General features: G+C 66.0%; 14 protein-coding genes. 10 read left to right on the forward strand and 4 right to left on the reverse strand.

The window, feature by feature from the left end:
- From AC1D2F_RS12565 to AC1D2F_RS12585, 5 genes are all read left to right on the forward strand, one after another.
- A partial coding sequence (locus tag AC1D2F_RS12565) for a PKD domain-containing protein (protein ID WP_476966854.1) occupies positions 1–304 on the forward strand: 304 nt, incomplete at its 5' end.
- A gap of 417 nt (positions 305–721) precedes the next feature.
- Positions 722–2,248, forward strand: a complete 1,527-nt coding sequence (locus AC1D2F_RS12570; RefSeq protein ID WP_476966855.1) for a M23 family metallopeptidase — start codon at positions 722–724, stop codon at positions 2,246–2,248.
- A 139-nt stretch (positions 2,249–2,387) separates the two neighbouring features.
- Positions 2,388–2,873 (forward strand): glutathione peroxidase, encoded by a 486-nt coding sequence (locus tag AC1D2F_RS12575; protein WP_229993695.1) that lies wholly within the window; start codon positions 2,388–2,390, stop codon positions 2,871–2,873.
- A 222-nt stretch (positions 2,874–3,095) separates the two neighbouring features.
- On the forward strand, positions 3,096–4,307 hold the full coding sequence (fdhA, locus tag AC1D2F_RS12580; RefSeq protein ID WP_229993694.1) for a formaldehyde dehydrogenase, glutathione-independent: 1,212 nt from the start codon (positions 3,096–3,098) through the stop codon (positions 4,305–4,307).
- Between the two features lie 241 nt (positions 4,308–4,548).
- The gene (locus tag AC1D2F_RS12585) at positions 4,549–5,490 is read left to right on the forward strand and encodes a phosphodiesterase (RefSeq protein ID WP_229993692.1); all 942 of its coding nucleotides are present in this window, start codon (positions 4,549–4,551) and stop codon (positions 5,488–5,490) included.
- 63 nt (positions 5,491–5,553) lie between these two features.
- On the opposite strand, the gene AC1D2F_RS12590 is transcribed toward AC1D2F_RS12585, so the two are convergent.
- Complete coding sequence (locus AC1D2F_RS12590) at positions 5,554–6,969, reverse strand: stealth family protein (RefSeq protein ID WP_476966856.1); 1,416 nt, start codon at positions 6,967–6,969, stop codon at positions 5,554–5,556.
- A 301-nt stretch (positions 6,970–7,270) separates the two neighbouring features.
- Positions 7,271–8,185 (reverse strand): Cof-type HAD-IIB family hydrolase, encoded by a 915-nt coding sequence (locus AC1D2F_RS12595; protein WP_476966857.1) that lies wholly within the window; start codon positions 8,183–8,185, stop codon positions 7,271–7,273.
- Between the two features lie 178 nt (positions 8,186–8,363).
- Here AC1D2F_RS12595 and AC1D2F_RS12600 point away from each other — a divergent pair, with 178 nt between their 5' ends.
- Both AC1D2F_RS12600 and AC1D2F_RS12605 read left to right on the forward strand, forming a co-directional pair.
- On the forward strand, positions 8,364–8,663 hold the full coding sequence (locus tag AC1D2F_RS12600) for a type II toxin-antitoxin system VapB family antitoxin (protein WP_026266597.1): 300 nt from the start codon (positions 8,364–8,366) through the stop codon (positions 8,661–8,663).
- Positions 8,656–9,333: a LytR C-terminal domain-containing protein gene (locus tag AC1D2F_RS12605; RefSeq protein ID WP_364748428.1), complete on the forward strand. Its 678-nt coding sequence runs from the start codon at positions 8,656–8,658 to the stop codon at positions 9,331–9,333. The genes AC1D2F_RS12600 and AC1D2F_RS12605 overlap by 8 nt, the downstream gene beginning before the upstream one ends.
- 23 nt (positions 9,334–9,356) lie before the next feature.
- Here AC1D2F_RS12605 and AC1D2F_RS12610 read toward each other — a convergent pair whose 3' ends face one another.
- Positions 9,357–9,995: a TetR/AcrR family transcriptional regulator gene (locus AC1D2F_RS12610; RefSeq protein WP_229993688.1), complete on the reverse strand. Its 639-nt coding sequence runs from the start codon at positions 9,993–9,995 to the stop codon at positions 9,357–9,359.
- Between the two features lie 102 nt (positions 9,996–10,097).
- Positions 10,098–11,051: a GlxA family transcriptional regulator gene (locus AC1D2F_RS12615; RefSeq protein ID WP_229993687.1), complete on the reverse strand. Its 954-nt coding sequence runs from the start codon at positions 11,049–11,051 to the stop codon at positions 10,098–10,100.
- Positions 11,052–11,152: 101 nt separating this feature from the next.
- Between AC1D2F_RS12615 and AC1D2F_RS12620 the strand changes: the two genes are divergently transcribed.
- From AC1D2F_RS12620 to gad, 3 genes are all read left to right on the forward strand, one after another.
- Positions 11,153–12,505, forward strand: a complete 1,353-nt coding sequence (locus tag AC1D2F_RS12620) for an alpha/beta fold hydrolase (RefSeq protein ID WP_229993686.1) — start codon at positions 11,153–11,155, stop codon at positions 12,503–12,505.
- A 632-nt stretch (positions 12,506–13,137) separates the two neighbouring features.
- Positions 13,138–15,252: a chloride channel protein gene (locus AC1D2F_RS12625; RefSeq protein WP_229993685.1), complete on the forward strand. Its 2,115-nt coding sequence runs from the start codon at positions 13,138–13,140 to the stop codon at positions 15,250–15,252.
- 31 nt (positions 15,253–15,283) lie between these two features.
- Positions 15,284–16,663 (forward strand): glutamate decarboxylase, encoded by a 1,380-nt coding sequence (gene gad, locus AC1D2F_RS12630; protein ID WP_364748424.1) that lies wholly within the window; start codon positions 15,284–15,286, stop codon positions 16,661–16,663.

The following is a 16,663-nucleotide window of genomic DNA, read 5'->3' on the forward strand; positions in this document are numbered from 1 at the left end:
GGTCACCGTTGTTGCGCTGCCGGTCAATGCTGCTCCGGTGTCTTTGATTGCTGAGACGGTCTCGGGTCTCGATGTTGTTTTTGATGGGTCCGGTTCCTCGGATGATGGGTCGGTGGTTTCCTATGCCTGGGACTTTGGTGATGACTCGCTTGCGGGAACCGGGCCGACGGTGCGGCACAGTTACGGGAAGGCGGGGACATACACGGTCCGTTTGACGGTCACTGATAATGCCGGCGTCGAGGGCACGAGTTCGAAGATGGTCACCGTTGTTGCGCTGCCGGTCAATGGTGCTCCGGCGCCTTGACACCAGCCATCGCAGTGCTGCGTCGGGCCCCGACGGGAGGGCGGTGCCGCCTGACCTGGGCCCGTCGGGCCCAGGTCAGGCGGCAGCCGATGCAGCAGCTGATCCCCGACGAAGTCCCGCCCTCTAGCTTCAACAACTGGGTCAGCGCCGCCGCCACGATTCCGTGGATGCCTGGGTCCCGTCCCCGCCGGTCCTTGCGCCCGCTCCTTTGCTACCTTCTCCCCGGCGCCCGGCACCTGCAATTCCGCGGAGGACTACTGGGCCGCCACCGGCCAGCTACTGGGGATATCCGTGGTTCTCTGATTGGTACCGCAAAAGGTGCGTGCTGACGGTTCACAGACCCGGCCGTCTGTGGTCACATAGGGGGGTGAGTCCGTGACGATTGGGGTCTGGCGGACATAGTGCGGGAGTCACATCGTGGGAAAACACTGGGGAAACTCATCGAGTGAGCAGTCAGCCAGGGCGCGGACCATTGCCGTGCGCTGCGTATCCGGAGGCCTGTGCCTGTCCCTGGCCGTTCTGGCATTCGGTGGCTTTCAGGGGCTGAGCGCCTTCGCGTCCTACGGGGCGCCCGCCGCCATCCCGACCGCCGCCATGCCGCCCGCCGGCGCGGTGGGGCGCGAAACCCTGGACCCGCAGGCCCACTCCGCCGCTACCGGTGCTGCGGGGACTCCCGGCACAGTCACTGCCGACGCCCTGGCGCTCCTGGCCTTCAGCCGGAGCACGGTGGACACGGTCACCAGGGAAGGAGTGCGTGGCGAGCTCAATGTGGCCTCGGCGGTCCTGAGCCGGCCCGCGGCCGGTTTCCTCATGGCCCCGCTGGAATCGCTCGTGCCGTCGTCCCCGTTCGGGCTGCGCACCAGCCCCCTGACGGGATTCGCGGGCGAATTCCATTGGGGCCAGGACTTCGCGGCATCGTGCGGCACCAGGGTCTACTCCGCCGACGCCGGCGTGGTGAGGGCCGTAGGGTGGCATCCCTGGGGCGGCGGCAACCGGGTGGAAATCGACCACGGCAACGGGCTCATCACCACGTACAACCACCTGGAGGCGATCGCGGTCAAGAAGGGCGACTCCGTGCGGGTGGGGGAGGTCATTGCCCGGGTGGGTACCACCGGCTCCTCCACCGGCTGCCACCTACATTTCGAAACGATCCTCAACGGCTCCCACACCAATCCCCGGGACTGGACGTTGCTCCCCATCAAGCAGGTGGATCAGCTCAGCCCGATGGACATGACCAGCTACGCACCCGACGCCGGCAAGGCAACCAACGCGGGGATTGGCTGGGCGATTCCTGTCCGGGAGGATCTGACCCACGTGGTGGCCGGCGGCGTTCAGGAACAGCCCGCCGCGGTGGCCGCCAAGCCGTCAGCGAGTGCCTCAGCAGCAGCCACCGAAGCCGCCGCCAACAAACCGTCGGCAAAGCCTTCCGCCACCTCGAAACCGACGCCGACCGGCACTGCCTCCGCTACACCGACGCCGTCGCCGACCGGCACTGCCTCCGCGAAGCCGACGCCGTCGCCGACCGGCACTGCCTCCGCGACGCCGTCGCCGACCGGCACTGCCTCCGCGACGCCGTCGCCGACCGGCACTGCCTCCGCGAAGCCGACGCCGACCGGAACTGCCGCGACGACCGCCCCTGCCGCCCCGACGCCCACCCCAACCCCGACGGGAACAATTCCCGCCAAGCCGTCAGCTCCGGTGCCGGTCATGCCGTCGATAAATCCGACGCCCTCCGCGCCCGCGACGGCCTCCGCGGCCGCGACAGAGGCTGCGGGCAGCGCCGCGCCGCCGAGCCGGCCCCTGGCGCCGGCCCCAATCACTGTGCAGCCGGCCCCGGTCACCGCGCCGGCCGATGAGCCGAAGCCCACGACGACCACGCAGTCGGCCACCAAAGCAGTGACAACGAAGCCCTCACCGACGCCCACTTCGACGCCCAGCCGTTAGACGCCGGGTCGGGACCCAGTTACCGGCCCAGCGTCGGGTCCGGGATGCGCACCCATACCCGCACGCCTCGGTGCCGGATAATGGGGGGAACAGTTCCGAACCCCGGCTCCGGACCACCGATATCGCAAGGACGCGCTCCATGACAGCTCTGCACTCCATTCCCTTGACCCTCATCGACGGGACCGAGACCGATTTTGGCCGCTTCAGGGGAGAGGTGGTTCTGGTGGTCAACGTGGCGTCCGAGTGCGGTTTCACGCCCCAATACGCAGGACTCGAGGCACTGCACAACAAGTTCCGCGGCCAAGGCTTCCAGGTCCTCGGCGTCCCCTGCAACCAGTTCGCCGGGCAGGAGCCCGGCGGCGACGCAGAGATCGCCGAGTTCTGCCAGCGCAATTTCGGCGTGACCTTCCCGCTGACAGTCAAGTCCAGCGTCCGGGGAAAGAACCAGCACCCGCTCTACGCCGAGCTCACCAAGTTCAAGAACGGGCTCCTGCCCGGCCTGGTGAAGTGGAACTTTGAGAAGTTCCTCGTGAACCGCGACGGCGAGGTCATCGCCCGCTTTGCGCCCACCGTGGAGCCGGACTCACCGGAGATCATCGACGCTGTTCAGTCCGCCCTGGACTGAAACAGCCCCGGCCCGCCTTCCGATTCCGCAGCCTCTATCCCTAAGCATGCTTACCCCCTAGACTGGCCGAACCCTCCAACATTCCGGGCACATCCACGGCGCAGTCATCCCTGACAGCCGCCCTTCGGCAGTGCGGCCGAGGTGTCCCTGCGGAGGGCGCATCAAACACTTCGTCAATCACAGCAGGGCCCCGTGTGGGTCCGTGAACGCAGGAGGAATGAGATGACAGGGAACAAAGCCGTTGCCTACAAGGGGCCGGGAAAAGTCGAACTGATAGACATTGACTACCCCACCTTTGAACTCAAGGACGGCCCGGGGGTCAATCCCGCCAACGTCGGCCGGCAGGTGCGCCACGGCGCCATCATCAAGACCGTTGCCACCAACATCTGCGGCTCGGACCAGCACATGGTCCGGGGACGCACCACAGCCCCCCCTGACCTGGTGCTTGGGCACGAGATCACCGGCGAAGTGGTGGAAGTGGGGCCGGACGTTGAATTCATCAAAGTGGGGGACATCTGTTCCGTCCCGTTCAACATCGCTTGCGGGCGCTGCCGGAACTGCAAGGAACGCAAGACGGGCATCTGCCTGAACGTCAACCCCGACCGGCCAGGCAGCGCCTACGGCTACGTGGACATGGGCGGCTGGGTCGGCGGCCAGGCCAACTACGTCCTGGTGCCGTACGCCGATTGGAACCTGCTGAAGTTCCCCGACAAGGACCGGGCCCTTGAAAAAATCATGGACCTGGCCATGCTCTCGGACATCTTCCCGACCGGATTCCATGGCGCGGTCACCGCGGGCGTCGGCCCCGGCTCCACCGTCTACATCGCTGGCGCGGGCCCCGTAGGCCTGGCCGCGGCGACCAGCGCGCACCTGCTGGGTGCCGCCGTCGTGATTGTGGGGGACCTGAACGCGGACCGTTTGGCCCAGGCGCGCAGCTTTGGCTGCGAGACCGTCGACCTGAGCAAGGGCGGCCCGGCGGAGCAAATCGAGCAGCTCCTCGGCGTCCCGGAAGTCGACTGCGGCGTTGATGCCGTAGGCTTCGAGGCCAGGGGCCACGGTGCCGGAGCCCAGGAAGCCCCGGCAACCGTCCTGAACTCCCTCATGGAAGTCACGGCCGCCGGCGGCGCCCTCGGCATCCCCGGGCTCTACGTCACCGGCGACCCGGGCGGCATAGACGAGGCTGCACGGAAAGGCTCGCTGTCGCTCAGCCTCGGAACGGGCTGGGCGAAATCGCTCAGCTTCACCACGGGACAGTGTCCGGTCATGAAATACAACCGGCAGCTGATGATGGCCATCCTGCACGACAAGGTACACATCGCCAAGAACGTCAACGCGAAGGCCATTGCCCTGGAGGACGCGCCGAAGGGGTACGCCGAATTCGACGCCGGCGCGGCGACGAAGTTCGTGCTCAACCCGAACGGCTACCTCAGCTAGCGCAACCCCAACCCGGCGGCACTGCCGGCCCCGCCCCGCTGAACCGGGGTTTTGGGAGTGCCGCCGGGCGGCCGCGTCCTGCATATGCCTGCAGGAGCATGTGAGGGCACGCCACCTGTTAACGCGCGATTTTCCAATATGCCTGTCCCAGTTTTTACATTGTTTGCCTAATGTCTGGTTGGATAGTTCTTACTGAGAGGGACACTGGAGGCACCGCTTCCACCCAACCAAGAAGGCAGCAATGGAGCGCATCGAGGCCGAGCACCCCCGGCCACGTCATTTCCTACTTCACCTGAGCGACCCCCACTTGCTGGGGGGTCCGCAACCCCTGCACGGCGTCGTGGACAGCGAAGCCCTGCTCAGGCAGCTCTTCGAGGAGGTCCACGCCTCGGGTGCACGCCCCGAAGCCGTGATCTTCACGGGGGACCTGGCTGATCTCGGGGAACCCGAGGCGTATGCCAAGCTCCGCGCAATCGTGGATCCGGCCTGCAAGGCCTTGGGGGCGAAGGTCATCTGGGCGATGGGCAACCACGACAACCGGGCCAACTTCCGGGCCGGGCTCCTGGACCAGGCCGACAATGACGCGCCGGTGGACCACAGCTACTTCGTCAACGGGCTGCGCATCATCACCCTGGACACCTCCGTGCCCGGCTTCCACCATGGCGAATTGAGCCACGGCCAGCTGGATTGGCTCGCTGCTGAGCTGGCCACGCCGGCCCCGGACGGGACCATCCTGGCCCTGCACCACCCGCCGGTGCCGTCCGTGCTGGATCTTGCCGTGCTCGTGGAGCTCCGGGGCCAGTCGGCGCTTGCCGGTGTCCTGCGCAACTCCGATGTCCGCGCCATCCTGGGCGGCCACCTGCACTACTCGACCACCGCAACATTCGCGGGTATCCCCGTGTCCGTGGCCTCAGCCACCTGCTACACCCAGGACCTGAACGTTCCGGTGGGCGGCACCCGTGGCCGCGACGGCGGGCAGGCGTTCAACCTGGTCCACGTCTACGAACACACGATCGTGCACTCAGTGGCGCTGCTCGGCGACACCCCGGCCGTCGGCGAGCTTGTCTCTCCTGAGGAAGTCCAGCGCCGGCTCGCAGCCGCCGGGATTTCCATCCCGGAGCAGGCCAAGCTCGAGGCCCCGGCCCGGACGCCGGCGCCCCGCAGGTTCACCACCCTGAACTGATGCAATCCCTGGCTGGCGGCGTCACTCCCTGACGGAGGCGGCGCCCGCTTTGGTCACGATTCGTTACTTCTCCCAGGGCGCCTTGATGGGGTAGAACTTCTCCAGGAAATCCGTGACCAGCTCGGCCCGCTCTTCGGCCGGGACCTCGGGGAAGCTGCCATCGTTGAGGCAGAAGAAGTCCATGTTCCGCTTGGCCAGGAGCTTGGGCAGGTAGTTCAGGCCCGCCCGCGCCGTGGTGTCCACATATCTGACCTTGGCAGCCGTCTGGGTCACGGCCCGGCCCGTGAGCAGCGCGTAGTAGTGGTAGAACGAGTTGGTCACGGAGATGTTGTCAGCGGCACGGAACGTGCTCGCGGCCGTCTTGGCAAACTCGGCCGGGAATTCCTGTTCCATCTGCTCGACCACGCTGCGCCGCAGGGGGGCCGCCGTGTGCTCCAGGTGCCGGGTGGTGATGCGGCCGAAGCGGTTCCAAAGCAGCTTGCGGTTCACCCGGGCGGCGTTCTCAAAGCCGCTGCGTTCGGCGTCGTTGTCGCCCAGCCCGATCCGGGTCTCGGCCTCGATGAACTTCGTGATGCCGCCCGGGGTGAAGAACATGTCCGGCCCCACGGCGCGGCCGAAGAACATGTCGTCGTTCGAATACAGGAAGTGCTCGGACAGGCCCTCGATGTGGTGCAGCTGGCACTCCACGGCCTGTGAATTGTGCGTGGGCAGAACCGAAGTGTCGGCGAAAAACTCTTCGCTGCGGACGATCGTCACGCTGGGGTGGTCCGCCAGCCATGACGGCGTGGGGGAGTCCGTGGCGATGAAGATCCGGCGGATCCACGGCGCGAACATGTAGACCGAGCGCAGGGCGTACTTGAGCTCATCGATCTGGCGGAAGCGGGCCTCGTGGTCATCTCCCTCGCCCACCACCACGCCGGCCATGCGGGCGCGGCGGGCCGCGATGTACTCGGGGGAGCTGCCGTCAACCCATGAGAACACCAGGTCGATGTCGAAGCTGATGTCGCTGGCATGGTCCGCGAACATATTCTCGATGGTGGGCCACGTGTGGCCGTAGCGTTCCACCGTGCCGCGGACTGCGTCCTGGGCCAGCATGGTGCGGCGCGTCAGGGAGTTCTCGATCGGCAGGATCAGCTGGTCGCCCTCGAAGCTCCACAGCTCCAGCTGGACGCCGGCGGAAGCACCGAATTCAAAGCCACCCTCCGGCTCCACCCTGGGCCGGTACAGCCGGAAAATCCGGGCCTGGCGGTTCGGCGAAAGCTCGCCGTCGGCCACCAGCACGGAGGACTTCTTCTTGGCGTCCACGCTCATGGAATAGAACGGCTCGTCGCGGCAGGCCTCCACGAGGGCGTCGCGGAGTTCCTTGCGGTCTTTCCAGTCGACTGCGACGACCGGGCGGTGGTTGTTGCCGCGGACCAGCAGGTAGCTGATGCCGGCGCCGGCCATGACGGAACGCAGGAACATCAGGTCCTCGACCATGGCCTGGTACGGCGTGCGGTTCTCGTTGATCAGCGCGTAGCGGCCGCGGCGGCGGACAACATCGGAGCGGGTCCGGAATCTGGCGACGGCGGCCGCCGACGTGATCTCGGCGTGGGCATCCGCGGATGCCTGGCTGCCATAGTAAATCTCGTCTTGGATCGCTGCTTCGGTAATGTCTGATCTCCCGCTTCTTTGAGTGCGTTGGTTTCTACTTGCATGATAACGCGGGCCTCAAAATTGCCGCGGAAAACCGGCCGGCGCCGGGCGTGCATGACGACGGAATGTGACGGCGGAAAGGGCCTCAGCCGGTGACGATGGCCAGCCAGTGGTGCAGGAAGGCTCCACCGGCGTCGTCGTGGATCACATCCTCGCCGAGGCCCAGATCGGCAGCGGTGAGAACCTCGTAGGGTTTCACCGGGATGCCGTCCGCGGGCCGGACGTCCACGTGCTTCACGGCATGATCGTTGTGGTGCAACCAGTCGGCCATGGCGTAATCCGTGCGGGAATCGCCCACCGTGCGCCAGGCCTGCGGCGTGATGCCCTGTGCGGCCAGGAACTCCACTGCCCGGCTCGCGCCCAGGTCTTTGCCCAGCCGGACCGATTCGATATCGGTCGAGATGATGGTCGGATCGACGCGGAAATCGATCTGGTCATCCGAATCGGGGACGTGGTGGTCCAGCCGCACCACACCGAGCCCGTGCCGTGCCATGATGCCCATGGCGTCGGCGTCGAAGAGTTCCTGCTCGGCCCGGTAGTCAGGGTTGGCGACGGCGATGTGCTGCTCCACGGAGACCATGGCCCGCTTGGTTTCGTCGTAGAACATGTGGGCGGAGTAGTCCTCGGCGACCAGGCGGCGGACGTCGTCGCCGAAGGCCTGCGGGATGGCGAGTTCATGATCCACGTGGACCGGGCCGGGGCCCTCCGCGGTGTAGCTGAACCAGACGGCGCCCTTTTCGCAGATGGCGTGGATGACGGTGCCGGCGGGCATCCCGGCAGCAATCATCGGTTCCATGACTTGTTCGCGGATGAACGCGTCCGACCGGCCGGTGTTGAAGATGACCGGCACGCCGGCGGCGGCCAGGGCCACCAGATCCGCGATGATGCCGGGCTGCACTTCGCGGGTGACCGGGCTCGCGACCGGGCCGTCGACGTCGAGCAGCAGCGCCAGCACAGGGGCCGACGGCGACGGAACAGGGGCAGTCTCGGGTGAAGTCATACGGCTATTCTGTCAGCCGCGCGGACCGTTTGCGTGAACGGTGCAGAAGATCGGCGGCGAGCGCTGGAAGTGACAGGCGGCGAAGCATCGTGTGACAGATGGTTACTGTTTGGCCACAACCTCACGCCGCCCGCGGAACTTGATTCCTTCGGGCGTCCAAGTTCCCTAGGCTGGCATGGTGATATTCAAAGCTGTGGGCGAGGGACGCCCGTACCCCGACCATGGTTACACCACGCCCAAGGACTGGGCGGCCCTGCCGCCGCGTCCGGTCCGGCTTGATGAGCTGGTGACCACGAAGCGCACGCTGGACCTTGAAGCCCTGTTGGCCGAGGACTCCACGTTTTTCGGCGACCTCTTTCCGCACGTCGTGGAATACCGCGGCGTCCTCTACCTTGAAGACGGCCTGCACCGGGCAGTCCGCACTGCGTTGCACCAGCGCACCGCAATCCACGCGCGAGTCCTCGTGATAAATGGCTAGGAAGCCGCGAGACGTCCGAGTCCTGCATGGGCACCGCGTCATCAGTGGCTCCGAGCTGCGGGCCACGTTCGTGGTGCAGGACGACACGGCAGACAACCCCGTCCGGCTGCGGCGCAGGATCCTGCACGGCGTGGTCCTGGTGATGCTTGTCGGCCTGCTCGCGGCGGCGATCGTGGTGGCCCTCGCCATCATGAACGGCCAGATCAAGCTGCCCGCGGCGGAGCGGAGCAAGGCGGCAGTGTCGGTGTGCCCGGCGGCCACCTACGACTACACGCCGCCGGATAAGGTCAGCGTCAACGTCTACAACTCCACGAGCCGGCCGGGCCTGGCCCGGAGCGTGGCCGATCAGCTCGTCGCCCGGAAGTTCCTCGTGGGCGCGGTGGGGAACACGACGTCGAGCTACCGCGGCGTGGCGCTGGTCGTCTCCGGCGCCGCCGGCCAGTCGGCTGCCTTCAGCGTCCAGCGCAACCTGCCCGGCTCGGACTATGTCCAGGACGGCCGCACGGACCCGAGCGTGGACGTCATCATTACCGGCGACTTCAAGGAACTGGCCAAGCCGGAACTCGTGGACCAGACGCCGGGCCAGCTCAGCTGCCCCCGCGAGGACCGGCGCATCGTGGATGACACCACCCTGCCCATCCTGCCGACGGCCACGCCCGCGGCGGGCTAGGGCACGCAGTTCGGGCACACAGCTTAACTGTTGGCGCGGACCGGCCGGCCGGCGTCGTCGAACCTGGCCCCGGCGCCCAGCTGGATGAACCGCACCGTCCGGGCCAGCCGCGCCTCAGCCTCGGCGTCCTGTCCCGCACCGTCGCCCCGGGCAGCGCTCGAGGAAAGCGTGCCGTGGATGAGCTGGGCGAGCTGGGCGACGTCCGACTCGGGCAGGTAGCCCTGGGTCATGCCGTCGCGCAGGATCCCCCGCAGGAGCACGCTGAGCTCACCCACGTGGTCCGCGAGCTTGGCGAACGACGACGGCGAGAGCACCGCCGCCATGGCCGGCCCCGGCGGCAGGTGGCGCCGGCTCAGGTCCTCCACCTGGGCCCGGACGTAGACGGCCAGCCGCTCCACCGGGTTCTCCAGCGCATCGAGCGATTCGCGCAGGTCGAGCAGGAACCGTTCCGTCTCATCCAGGGCGTAGGCGATCAGGAGTTCTTCGATGTCCGCGTAGTAGTTGTAGACGGCGGTCCGGCCGATCTGGGCGTGGCGTGCGACGTCCGTCATGGTCAGGCCGGGCAGCCCGTGGGTGAACAGGAGTTCCCCGAAAGCGGTCAGGATGCGGCGCTGGGTCTCGGCACGTTGGGCGGCGTTGTTCGCGGCCGAAATCCTGGGCATACGGACACTTTAGCGCGATCTGTCACCAAAGCAGCCGAGTGGCGGACTGTGACACGGCCGGGCGCGTGACATTTAAGAGACGGCACCGCCAGGAAGGGGGTTTTAGGTTGGTGCAGCGTGCCGGTTCCTGCCTTGGTAGAGGCGACGGTAGCTTGAGGGTGTGGTGTTAAATTTCCGGGTGAAGTGGAGCCGGAAATTTGCTGTCGTTCCCAAACCAGTCCTGGAGGCAACCGCCTGTACAGTCAGATCGGTGGTTTCCAAGAGCCGGCATGCTTCGCCTATCCGTTGATCGTTTAGCCACCTCAAAGGTGTCATTCCTGCTTCGGCCGTAAATTTGCGTGTGAAGCTCCTGGGTGCCCAGCCGGCGTGGGCGGCCAGGTCGTCGACTGTGAGCGGTTCAGCCAGGTTCTGCCTTGCCCAGGCGCAGGTGTCGGCGAAGAGGGCCAAAGGCGCGGCGACCGCACGTTCCATGAACTGGACTTGGCCCCCTTCCCGGTGCGGGGCCACTACCATCCGTCGTGCAATGCTGTTGGCCGCCTCCGTTCCATAGTCCTTGCGGACCAGGTGCAGACATAGGTCTATGCCTGCCGCTACCCCGGCGCTGGTGCTGACGCTGCCTTGGTCTATGTACAGGACGTCTGCGTCGACGGCGACTCCCGGGTACAGGGTCTGAAGACGTTCGGCGTTTCTCCAGTGGGTGGTTGCCCGCTTGCCGTCCAAGAGACCTGCAGCAGCGAGGGCGAAAGCGCCTGTGCATACAGACACCATGCGGGCTCCGTTGGCCGCTGCCTGACGCAGCGCCACACAGACCTCCGCGGGTGGATCGTTCAGCGGTGCGTAGCCGGGCACCACGACCGTATCCGCGGATAGAAGGGCACCCAAACCGTCAGCGGCCAGGATGGAATATCCGGACGTCGTCGGCACCAGGCCAGGCTGGGCTGCGCAGACCCGGAAGGAGTACCGTCCCCGTTCATCCTCGTGGCCGAAAATCTGCGCTGGAATGGCAAGGTCAAAAGCGACCACATCCGGCAGTGCCAGGGCGACAACTCGGTGCATAGAATCACTGTACTCACGAAGGCACCAGGTGGGCGGAATCCTTTCCATGCAGGGCATTTTTGCCGTGCACTTCCGCTGCCGGCGAATGACAGCATTAGCGCATGACACTCTTCCCTGCGAGGCAGGAATTGACGGCAGCCCCTCCCACGGGCTCCACATCCACGGGCCAGGACCGTCCGCCCGGCGCTGATCCTTCCCAGAATGGACACCTCGGCTGGATCGTAGCCAGCTCATTGATTACCGGGGTCCTCGCTGCACTGCTGCTGGCCGTCGCCCCGTTCATTCCAGCAACCCAGAGCAGCGTGACCGGGGCCATCCTGTTGGGGCTTTCGCTGGGATGGGCAATGGTGGCTGTGTTGTCGGTGAGGTTCACGGAGCAACCACAGAAGTGGGCGGTGGCTCCAGCGCTTTTCATCGGGCTGGGCGGTTTCTTTTTGCTGGCGTTCGGCTCCCCAGCGCAGGAAGTGCTCGCCTGGGTATGGCCCCCCGCTTTGATGGTGTTAGCGCTCTGGACAGGCTCTCAAGCCAATCGGCAGCTTCGTAGCCGGAGCGGGCGCGTGCTGCTGTACCCAGTGATCGCGATGCTGGTTCTGGCTTCACTGGGTAGCGGCTACGAAACCGTGCGCGAAGCGGCGGATGCGGGGGCCTCTCCAGTGCAGGGCCAGTTGATCGACGTCGGCGGACACCGCCTGTACCTCAACTGCACCGGCTCGGGCAGCCCTACCGTCGTGCTCGAACCGGGCGCAGGCCAAGTGTCGTCTGACCTCGCATTGATCGCACCGGCCGTTGCCCGTGACACCCGGGTGTGCGTCTACGACAGGGCAGGACGTGGGTGGAGCGATTCAGCGAGGACCGCGCAGGAGGGCGCGCAGATCGCGACCGATCTCCACACGTTGCTGCAGCGCGGGAACGAGTCGGGACCGTATGTGCTGGCGGGGCATTCATTCGGGGGCCTCTACGCACTCACTTTCGCTGCCAGCTTTCCCGAGGACGTAGCCGGATTGGTCCTGGTGGACTCAACCGCACCAGCATGGGACTCGGAATCAGCACACCCTTCTCGCTCGGAGTCCGACGACACGATGAACCGTGCCTCCGCACTGGTCTCGAGCGCAGCTCGACTTGGCCTCGGCCGGTTGCTCGGCATGACACCCAACCACCTACGCAGCACGATCGACGAGTACATTCATGCGGGCTCCTCGGTGCAGCAAGCTGCCGCGTTGAGGAACTTCACCAATAGGCCGCTGGTAGTTCTGACGGCAGGCAGTGGGAGCGCGCCCGGCTGGGCGGCTTCGCAGGAAGCCCTTGCCTCTCTCTCGACCAACAGCCTGCACCGCGTCATCAACGGCGCCACCCATGCGTCTTTGATTAGCGAGCAGGAGGATGCGGCCGCGACCACCCGCGGGATCCTCGACGTCGTCTCTGCCGTGCGGACTGCAAGCCCGCTGATCCCGTAGGACAAAAGGAAGCCCGTGACACCCTCGTCGAGGGAAAGCGGCACCTGATCGGCCGAGGTCGGCGGTACAAAATAGCCCCGGTAAAACTCCGGCTGGCCATTGCTTCTATCCCACTGATACTGAACAGCCTCGCTACTCTCGCTGACCCTGCCACCGCCACTCATCCCCATGGGGAACCCCAGCGCCTGTTTCACTCTCACCGACGTGCCCGAAGGACGTCGGTGTTCTTCGGTTCTTTTTCACCCGCATTGGGTGAGGACTGCCCCCACTGAAAGCGTTAGCTTGGAGAGCATGTGATTGACCAGCCCAAATCGCTTGCGCGACCCACTATAGGCTCCCGCCGTCTAGCGCACGGCCAGCGGAAGGAGACGGGATGCTCAACTGTTACCACGGGCGCACCGAACCCGTTCTCTCGGTCCTCTCGGCGCCTCCGTTTGCTGGGGGCCGTCCTTCTGGCGGACGCTGGCTAAGTCCGTGCCGGATTGGGAAGCCTTCGGTGACGTGGCGCCGGAGGGCAGCCTGATGTTCTGCCCGGTGATCATCGGTGGCTCGCGGTGTGGCCGGCTGGGCAAGTCGACCCGATCTAGAAGAAGGACATTCGGAGTGACCCGAATCGTCATAGGCGCGCCGCGATGCCGGGATTGAGAGAGCCTGCCGCGCCGCCACCCAGTATCGATCCGGCCAGTTTCGATCCGGCCGCCGTGATTCGTTCCAGGTCGTACATCGCTGCGCTCGTGCTGGCGGCGGTCTTGGGCGTTCCCATCTCGGCCATTGCTTACGGCTTTCTCGCTTTGGTCGCGACGATCCAGCGGTACGTCTTCGACGGGCTGCCGAATCAAGTCCTAGGGGGTCCTGCTCCCGCGTGGTGGCCGGTTCCGTGGTTGGTGCTGTGTGGGTTGTTGACGGCGTTGACCATCCGGTATCTGCCGGGAACCGGGGGCCACTCGCCTGCTTTCGGGTTCAAGACGGGCGGCGGTCCGCCGAACGGGCGGGAGCTCGTGGGCATCGTTCTCGCGGCGCTGACCACGCTCAGCCTGGGTGCGGTGCTCGGGCCCGAGGGGCCGCTGATCGCGATCGGTGGCGGCCTCGGGGCGTTGGCGGTGCACCTAGTGAAGAAGGACGCTCCGCCGATGGCCCTGACGATCATGGCGTCGGCAGGCAGCTTCGCCGCGATCAGTACCTTGCTCGGGTCTCCCGTGCTCGGTGCGTTCCTGATCATGGAGGCCGCCGGGATCGGGGGAATGACGCTGAGTCTGATGGCCCTGCCCGGGCTGCTCGCTTCTGGCGTCGGGGCGCTGGTGTTTGTCGGCTTGGACGGCTGGACCGGGTTGGGCAGCTTCTCGCTGGCGCTGCCTGTGGTGCCGCCTGCGGAGCCGCCGACGCTGGCGACGTTGGGCTGGGCGGTGGTCATGGGCGCGGTCGGCGCACTGTTGGGATGGTTGATCCGCTGGGTCGGGCTGTCGCTTCGTCCTGTTGTGCATCTGAACCGGGTGTTAGTGACCGCTGCGCTCGGCTTGCTGATTGGTCTTACCGCGATGGCGTACCAGTTGATCTCTGGGAGAAGCTTCACGCAGGTGTTGTTCTCGGGGCAGGACGCACTTCCGGAACTGGTCGAACACGCCGCGGACTACTCGCTTGGTGTGCTGGTCCTGCTGATCGCTTGTAAGACCTTGGCCTACGGGCTCTCGCTGAGCGCATTCCGTGGTGGTCCCGTGTTCCCGTCGATGTTCATCGGTGCGGCGCTCGGTATTGCTGCGAGTGGGTTGCCCGGAATGAATCTCGCGGCAGCGATCGGCATGGGCATAGGAGCCATGTGCGCAGCCATGCTGCGGCTGCCGTTGACATCGACGCTGCTGGCCACGCTGCTGCTGGGAGTGGACGGTGTGGCCGTAACACCCCAGGTGGTGGTGGCTGTGGCGGTGTCCTTCGTGATCACCAACGTGCTCCCGGCACCGGGTCCGGGCTCGGGCCAGGGCCCGACGGCGTCCGTGGCGCCTGACGATGCCGGCAGCGTTCAACATCGGGCCCACACGAAGGCCGACCACGCAACTGAGATCTCCAGCGCGGACCGTTCGACCGTGCGGGGCCGGTGGATCGCCTGGTTGTTCATCATTGGCTCGAGTCTGTTCGCCTTGGGGGCGCTGCCGTTGTACGCCGAGGCCGTGGGACTGCGCTGGTGTGCGGCCACATTCTTCGTCGGTTCGCTGTTCTTCACCTGCGCGGCGTTCCTGCAGTACCGCGAAGCCGTTGACGCGCTCCCGGCCGCGCGTGCCACGCGGCGCCAGTCGTTTTGGGTATGGGCGCCGCGGAATCTCGGCTGGCTCGCTGGCGCGGTTCAACTTGCCGGCACGCTGTGGTTCAACTGGAGTACGGGAAATGCACTGCGGGACAATCTCAGTGCGGCGCTGACCGAGCAGCGGGTGTGGCGACCCGATGCGCTGGGTTCAGTCGCCTTCCTCGTTTCAAGCGGGGTTGCGTTGCGGGACGCCGGTCGTGGCGCCATCGCCGGCCTGCCCAGGCCGCGGACATGGAAGATCGGCGTGATCAACGTGGCCGGCTCTGTTGCCTTCGGCATCTCGGCTGTCGCGGCCTTTGTCATACCGTCGAGCGGCGAAGTGTGGAACGCCGAGCTGTCCAATCTCGGCACACTCGTGGGCGGCCTGTGCTTCCTCACCGGAGCGATTCTGATGCTGAGTCCAGAATCCACCGACGCCTCGGTTCCTGCGCACCGGGGAGCTCATCCGTAACCCCTTTTCAACAGTCTCTGAAGGAGAAGTGATGTCAGCAAATTTCCAGCCGGCCGATGCCGACGTGGCGCTGTTCGGCAACCGATTCGTCACCCAGGAGGTTCCGAGCCGGGAGTTCCCGGAGACCGGCATTCCTGCTGAGGACGCTTTGCGCCTGGTCTCGGAGGACCTGGCGCTGGAGGGTGATCCGGCCCGGAACCTGGCGACCTTCGTGACGACATGGATGGAGCCGCAGGCCCAGCAGATCATCGCCGCGAACCTGCACCGCAATTTCATCGACCACGCCGAATATCCCCGCACGGCCGAGATCGAGCAGCGCTGCATTCGGATGCTCGCCGACCTCTTCCACGCGCCCGGCGAGACGACGGGAGCCCGAACCCAAGGATCGTCCGAGGCGATCATGCTCGGCGGCCTGTCCCTGAAGTGGAACTGGCGCAAGCGTCGCGAGGCCGCCGGCGCGTCGACGTCGAGCCCGAACCTGGTGTTCGGCGGCGACGTGCATGTCGTGTGGGAGAAGTTCTGCCGCTACTTCGACGTCGAGCCGCGGATCGTGCCGTTGCAGCCGGGGAAGTACACGATCGGCCCGGAGGACGTGCAGGCCCATGTCGATGAGAACACCATCGGTGTCGCTGCCGTGCTGGGTACGACGTTCACTGGGCACAAGGACGACATCGCCGGCATCAACGATCTGCTGCTACGGATCAAGCGTGAGCGTGGCCTTGATGTGCCGTTGCACGTGGACGGGGCCAGTGGGGGGTTCGTCTGGCCCTTCCTCTACCCGGACTCCGAGTGGGACTTCCGGCTCGAGCAGGTCCACTCGATCAATGTCTCCGGGCATAAGTTCGGACTGGTCTATCCCGGCATCGGCTGGCTGATCTTCCGGGAGAAGGCCGACCTGGCCAAGGACCTTGTTTTCGAGGAGAACTACCTCGGCAAGACCGACTCGACCTTCACCCTGAACTTCTCCACGGGCTCGTCGATGGTTCTCGCCCAGTACTACAACTTCGTGCGCTATGGCCGCGCCGGTTACACCTACATCATGCAGAACATGCAGACCAACGCCCGCGTCCTCGCCGAGAAGTTGGAGGCCATGGGCCGGTTCGAGATCATCGGCCCCGACGAGGAGCAACTTCCCCTGGTCGCGTTCCGGCTCGCCGCCGACCCCGGGTACGACGAGTTCGACATTGCCTGGCAGCTCTCGGCCGAACGCGGCTGGATGGTGCCGGCCTACACCCTGCCGCCGAACGCCCAGGACGTGACGATCATGCGTGCCCTGGTCAAGGAAACGATGAGCCGCGAGCACGTCGACACGCTCGCCCGAGACATCGAAGAGGCGTGCTCCACGCTGGCGAAGAAGGGCGGCGCGCACGAATCGGAACGGAAGAAGATCGTCACCGGACCCGGCCATTGA

This window comes from Arthrobacter sp. P1_B3, from assembly GCF_056406615.1.